Source organism: Methanobrevibacter sp., from assembly GCF_045541095.1.
In the GTDB taxonomy this organism is placed as follows: Archaea; Methanobacteriota; Methanobacteria; order Methanobacteriales; family Methanobacteriaceae; genus Methanocatella.
Genome location: NZ_JAZQIJ010000004.1, coordinates 1 through 5467 on the forward strand (window position 1 = coordinate 1; position 5467 = coordinate 5467).

Here is a 5467-nt window from a genome sequence, read left to right on the forward strand (position 1 = left end):
CACTAAGTAAGAACAAAAATTAAAAATTAGACTGTGACTCCAGTCAGAACCAAAATGACATGAGCAACGATAGCAGATCCGAAATAAGTTGATGCAATAACCAGCATGGTAATAATTACCGCTCGCCCACCTAATGATTTAAATTCATCCCAGCTTTTACCCATACCGATACCTACATAAGCTAAAAATACTGTAACGATAGAGAGAAGTTCAACATGAGATACATAATATAAAACAAATTCAGATGTAGGCATGCCCGGAAAAGCAAGCAAAATACCAATTACACTAATGTAAATGATTGAAGATATATTGAACGGAAGAGTTCTCTCAAGCCACATCCCTACAAGAGTTATACCAGACAGAATCCCCATTCCCACCAATGAACCAGAAATAGGATGTTCATAACCTAAAGTATTTCCTATTGTGACAATGATTGAAAATATCACCAGAAGCAAAATCCAATTAAAAATACCATGAACTGAAACGTTTTCAGACCCGTCAACAAAATCAGACATTATTTTTCACAACCTATTTAACATCAGTGTTTTCATTTTCATTTGATTCAATGATTGATTTTTTATCCTCATTAGATCCAAAAGCAGAATCCCTTCCGATTTTAGGCTCCAACCAATAGTACAGTTTTTCGGTGAGAGGCAATGCGATAAACATCACAATATAAATACCCACTGAAAATGACAACAGATTACTGAATCCGGCAAAAGCTTCGATACTGGTTTCCAAATGCGGGAATGCCGCAAGGGTTGGACCTAAAGACGCCGCATTCATACTTGCACTACCCACACCACTTGCCATTGCAAAGGCATAAGGATGCAATGGAAGCACAGATACTGAAATACTTGTCAAAAAGCTAATGAATACTGTTCCGATAATTGTTCCGACGATAAATAATGCAAATATTCCTCTGGATTCCGGAGAATTAAATCCATATTTATCGACTACAACAGCCACTTCAGGTTCACGACCAATTGAATTAGTCATACCAATTGCTTCTCTTTTAAATCCTAACAATAAAGCAACAGGAAGTGCAATCAGAATAGTTGCCAAGTGCCCCAGTTCCTGAAGCAGTAATGCAGGTCCCATTTCAAAAAGCAAATGAATTGACTGGCCGCTTGAAACAGCAAGTTTGGCAATTAAAACTCCAATAAAAAGCATCATAGCCCCTTCAGCAACACGGGACTGTTTTCTTTGAATCCAAAAAATAGGTTTTGCAAGATAAAATATCAAACCCAAAACCATAGTATACAATAGTGGCATTATAGAAACAGACACCCCTTGAGTAATAGGAATTTGAATTGGACCTATAAGCTCCGCGATAATGACTAAACACAATACAGACAAATGCAATCCATAATCCTTCCATGGATTTTTCTTTAAAATACGTTTATCAGTTTTATTCCTATAAATATGAGTAATCTCTGTCGTTCCACTATTATCTTTTGACACAATCCACTCCTCCAAAACATGAGAATTATGCTGTAATTTATTCTTTCAAAAAACCACTATTTAAAGTAGTAGTATTTCGTTCCCAAAAGTTCTAAAAATATGTACTAAAATAAGATAAAAATTCACAAAAAGTGAAATAAAAAAAAGAGATTATTTTTTAACTGTAACTTAAAAAACATCAAACAAAATAATATTTAATGAAATCACAATCTGCAAAGAGGTTTTGAAAGGTGACGCCTTGCAGAAACTGGTGTTTCATAAAATTGGGACTTTTTTAAATTACGAGTGATTTTAACAGGAACTTTTTCATTTGACTCTATTTTTTTTCCACATTTTTTACATTTAAATCCCTTGTTCCTGCCGGCAGAAGTCATTCTTTTTCCACATTCACAAATCGGATTTTTATACTCAACGTCATTCAATTCAATTACTTGGAATTTTTCAATGTTAAATGTATTTTGCTCTCCGATTCCTCCGAAAACACGAATAACATCACCCGGCCGCAAATCTGCAACAATATTCCTGAAACCTTTTGTTGGTTCGTACGCACCACATTCTATTTCACCCGATTCATCAAAAATATAAAAGAACATGTGCCCCCCATCAATTACAGTTGGTTTATTTTTTACCTCACCGACAACATCATAACAACCAAATTGATTCATTGAAGCAATGTTTTCAGTTTTTTGGATATGCATATCAGTATGCTGATTAGTTTTGAAAATGCACAAATCAACAATAGGTTCTGAAACCTTAACGATTTCTTGAGCTTTCTTTAATGCTTCGACAGTATTGGATCTGATTCCATATAAAACCGGACATGGAGTTTTAGGTTCGATTGCAATGTAGTTTTCACCATAATCAATATTTTCAAAAGTGTCCGGGAAAGTTTCCTTATCCATGACATAAACCGAATCATAGTCAATTTGACGTTTAGTTCCATAGTTGGCTGAATCCCTATAAGCAAGTAACTCAAAAGTAAAATCAGACAACGGAAGGCTTATGGCCGCAATAGACCCGATAATTCCCCTTCCTTTTTTAAATTTGTGAATTTCGCATCCGATAGATTTACCAAATTTTTCAGCCTCATCAATTGTTATGAATTCATAAATTGCCCTGAATGCATAATCCTGCATTTCTTGAGTAATTTGACCTTCGTAAAAAACTACACCAGGATTTGTATTTTCGCAATCAAACATTGAAAGCTTTTCAACTTCATTTAAAACTATTTCACGTGCCAGATTAGCTTTATCATCATTTTTAATTTTGAAACTTACGCCACCATTGCCCCTGGTCTTGAAACGTGCGAACGGATTTAGTCGAATTAATCTCGGATAATCTAGAAGTTCAATTCCATTGTATCTAAGCTTATTAATTATTTGACTGGCTAAAAAAGTAGTGCACATCCCATCGGGAGAGTCAGTATCATCTATTCCAATATGTAAAACATTAATTTAAATCACCTTAAATAATAAAATATTATAATTAAAAGAATATATAGTTTAATTAAAGAGGTTGATCATGTTAACTAGAAGTCAAATGTTACAAAATATCGAAAAGTTACTAAATTCTCAGGGTTTTAAAACCTCTGACATTTATGAACAGGGTTCATTTGACATAGTGGCAAGAAAAAACTTATTAATTTTACTTTTAAAAACATTTTCAAACATTGACAGTATCAATGAGCAAAATGCCCATGAAATGAAACAGCTGGCCAATATTTTTCTAGCATCCCCAATAATAATCGGTGAAAGGTCACGAAACGGCATGCTTGAAGAAGGCGTTGTTTATGAAAGATATGAGATTCCAACAATTGGCTTTGATACGTTTAAAAATATGATAATCTATAATGAATACCCTGAAATCCTGGCGGACCGTGGAGGTTATTTCGTTAAGATTGACGGAAACGTTATAAAACAATACAGAGAAGAATATTCCATGTCACTGAAAGATTTGGCCAATCTTGCACACGTTTCAAGGGCTACAATGTACAAATATGAAAACGGCATCGTTCGTGCAAATACCGAAACTGCAATGATTTTGGAAGAAATCCTGAATACCAAAGTAACATTGGACATAGATTTGTTAAAACAGCCCCAAAAGGATGACGTTGAATTCAGTGATGATGTAAACGACCTGTCAAAACTGGGGTATGGAGTATTATCCACCAATAAAAGTCCGTTTGATGCTGTTGCAAAAATGAAAAGTTCTGACAAGCATTCCCCATTGATGGCGAATGTTGAAAAGAACAGGACTGAAAAGACTTTAAAACGAATGGCAGTTCCATTAAAAGACTTGTCAATGGTTACAACATCAGAACCTGTTTTTATAATTAATAATGATAAAATAAAAGAATCAATCGGAACAATACCTGTGATAAAATCATGGGAACTGAAAGAATTTGAAAATTCCAAAGAATTATTGAAAATGATTAAGGAAAGAAAGCAGAATTAAGTGATAAAATGGAAAACTTACAAATTACAAACATGGAAAATCATCCCATCAAATGGGTTTGCAATTATAAAGGACAAAAAGCAATTGGAATCTGTGGAAAAACCCAAAAAATAGCAATGTTTGCATCTGACGAAAGAGTTTCAAGAATTTTGGACGACATCGTAATCGGAACTGATGAATCACAGGAAGGATATGGCTGTGAAGAAAAAAACAGATGCTGTAACTTCGAATGCGAATTGTGTGAAATATCACCAAGACAATACCTGCAAATAACCGGCAAAAAGCCATCAAATAAAAATATAAAAGATTTGATTAATGGATTAGCTGACCTGAACCAGTCACTTGAAGCCGAAGGTCAAATTCCATTTGAAGAATATGAAATAGTCAAATATTAATATTCCTTCAATAGTGAGAAATCCTCACTGGCCTCTTCAACTTTTGCAACACCAATCGAAATCGCATCAACATAGTCAACATTTTTATAAAATGCAAATGCCTCTTTTGGCTTTAAAACACCTGCTGCCAATATTCTGGTAGCAATTATTTTTTTATTTAAACTTAATATTCTATCAACAAATTCCTGTCTTTGGGAAGCATTGAATGCACTGATATCCATCATATAAGATATTGAATTTAATGGAATCATGTAAAAATCAAACAAATCCATATCCAAGTTATCCGGAAGCAAATCAGTTGTGCGTGATGGAAATGCTGTAACTAAACCTGAAAGGGAACCTGTTTCGTTAATTTTGGACAGTATTTTTGAAGTTAACTTCCAGTCATAAGCATCAACGATAAACTCATCAACCAACATCAACGGACAGTCATAACTTGAAAACAGTTCAATGTCCTCATCCCAATCAACCTCTTTTGCAACTTCGTAGTTAGGATTTAGATAATCTACATCAGATTTGCCGACAGTTCCAATAACCTTCATTTCACATCCATTGTCACAGGCAATATCATAAGCTTTTAGCAAGTTTGGTTCATTGACAAGATTAATAGCACGTACACCCTGATTAAAAGCTTCAATTATGACATCTGCAGTGTTTTGAGGACTGTCATATAAATCCAATTGATAAAGTCTTGATCTGTGTCCGAAATAAGCCTCAGCAATGAATGGGGCATAGCCCAGTATAGTTTGAGGAATAGATTTACCTTTAAATTCCAAGTTCTCTAAAAACATATTATCACTATTCTTTTTCAACGACGACAGCTGTTCCATAAACCAGAATTTCCTGCATCACCTGGGAAATTTCATTTGAATCAAATCGAATTGCAACGATTCCGTTTGCACCCAAATCTTTGGCATGTTCAATTGCCCTTGTAAGTGCTTCATCCCTTGACTCTTCCATCATTTTAACATATTGATTGATTTCTCCGCCGAATAGCGATTTGACACCGGCACCTATCTGTCCACCGACACCTCTGCTTCTTACAGTCAAACCATAAATGAATCCTTTAGTTTCAACAATTTTATATCCATGAATCTCGTTTGCAGATGATATTGCAAATTCTTCTACAGATACCATAATCTAATCTCCTTTAA

General features: G+C 34.5%; 7 protein-coding genes. 2 read left to right on the forward strand and 5 right to left on the reverse strand.

Translation table 11 applies throughout. The annotated features are described in order from the left end of the window. Positions 1 to 26: 26 nt before the first annotated feature. From ACKI2P_RS00100 to ACKI2P_RS00110, 3 genes are all read right to left on the reverse strand, one after another. A complete protein-coding gene (locus ACKI2P_RS00100; protein ID WP_407374069.1) occupies positions 27 to 515 on the reverse strand; it encodes a hypothetical protein in 489 nt (162 codons plus the stop codon). 13 nt (positions 516 to 528) lie between these two features. Next, complete coding sequence (locus ACKI2P_RS00105) at positions 529 to 1464, reverse strand: DUF3100 domain-containing protein (protein ID WP_407374071.1); 936 nt, start codon at positions 1462 to 1464, stop codon at positions 529 to 531. A 203-nt stretch (positions 1465 to 1667) separates the two neighbouring features. Next, on the reverse strand, positions 1668 to 2918 hold the full coding sequence (locus ACKI2P_RS00110; protein WP_407374080.1) for a DUF1743 domain-containing protein: 1251 nt from the start codon (positions 2916 to 2918) through the stop codon (positions 1668 to 1670). Positions 2919 to 2985: 67 nt separating this feature from the next. On the opposite strand from ACKI2P_RS00110, the gene ACKI2P_RS00115 reads away from it, so the two are divergent. Then, positions 2986 to 3918 carry a transcriptional regulator gene (locus ACKI2P_RS00115; RefSeq protein ID WP_407374073.1) on the forward strand — a complete coding sequence of 311 codons (933 nt, stop codon included), beginning with the start codon at positions 2986 to 2988 and terminating at the stop codon, positions 3916 to 3918. A gap of 8 nt (positions 3919 to 3926) precedes the next feature. Beyond that, the gene (locus ACKI2P_RS00120; protein WP_407374075.1) at positions 3927 to 4313 is read left to right on the forward strand and encodes a hypothetical protein; all 387 of its coding nucleotides are present in this window, start codon (positions 3927 to 3929) and stop codon (positions 4311 to 4313) included. Here ACKI2P_RS00120 and ACKI2P_RS00125 read toward each other — a convergent pair. Together ACKI2P_RS00125 and ACKI2P_RS00130 are read right to left on the reverse strand one after the other, a co-directional pair. Then, positions 4310 to 5104: a hypothetical protein gene (locus ACKI2P_RS00125; RefSeq protein WP_407374076.1), complete on the reverse strand. Its 795-nt coding sequence runs from the start codon at positions 5102 to 5104 to the stop codon at positions 4310 to 4312. The two genes, ACKI2P_RS00120 and ACKI2P_RS00125, sit on opposite strands and share 4 nt — an antisense overlap. A 7-nt stretch (positions 5105 to 5111) precedes the next feature. After that, on the reverse strand, positions 5112 to 5450 hold the full coding sequence (locus ACKI2P_RS00130) for a heavy metal-binding domain-containing protein (RefSeq protein WP_407374078.1): 339 nt from the start codon (positions 5448 to 5450) through the stop codon (positions 5112 to 5114). Positions 5451 to 5467 lie beyond the last annotated feature (17 nt).